Genomic DNA, 563 nt, shown 5'->3' with positions numbered 1-563 from the left:
AGCCCGTCCGGCGATTGAGGACATCGGTAAGTCGCGCCCGAGCACCGGGCACAGGCCACAACCAAGCCTGTCCGGCGATTGAGGACATCCGAAAGGCTAGGCCGTCGCAGGGGGCGCCCCCTCCGACACCCGGCCATCGATCTCGCGCCAAAACCCCGCCCGGATCGCATAGCGATCATGCTCATCGATCTGGTCATCCTTGTGCGCCAGCAACCCGAACCGCGCCGCATACCGCAACAACTCCCCGTCGATCCGATGCGGCACCCTCGGGTACATCACGGACAGCTTCTGCACCTGCCCCGGCTCCGGCAGCCGTGCCATCCAGCGTCGTGCGAAGACCTGGCCCACCTCGAAGGGGTCGCCCCCCACCGTGGTGATGTCCTCCTCCCGGTCCGCCCACCGCTGCTCCGCGCTGGTGAGCTGCGCCAGCGTCGGCAGTGACGCGGTCTCGGGCGGTTCGGCCGCCGCGCCGCCTCCACCACCGCCACCGCCCCCCGGGCGCTCCACCCACCCCTTGTCCGAGGACCACCGGAGCGTCGCTCCCGCAGCCGCGGCCGCCGTGC

The 563-nt window shown here is 71.0% G+C and carries 1 pseudogene; it reads right to left on the bottom strand.

What is annotated here, in order from left to right:
* Nucleotides 1-96: 96 nt before the first annotated feature.
* Nucleotides 97-563, bottom strand: a pseudogene (locus GT042_RS36475) (NYN domain-containing protein); the annotation flags it as partial.

Origin of the sequence: Streptomyces sp. SID3212 (assembly GCF_009865405.1) — a bacterium.
Classification (GTDB): domain Bacteria; phylum Actinomycetota; class Actinomycetes; order Streptomycetales; family Streptomycetaceae; genus Streptomyces.
The sequence above is the reverse complement of the archived record's forward strand: the minus strand, read 5'-3'. Positions and strand labels throughout refer to the sequence as shown.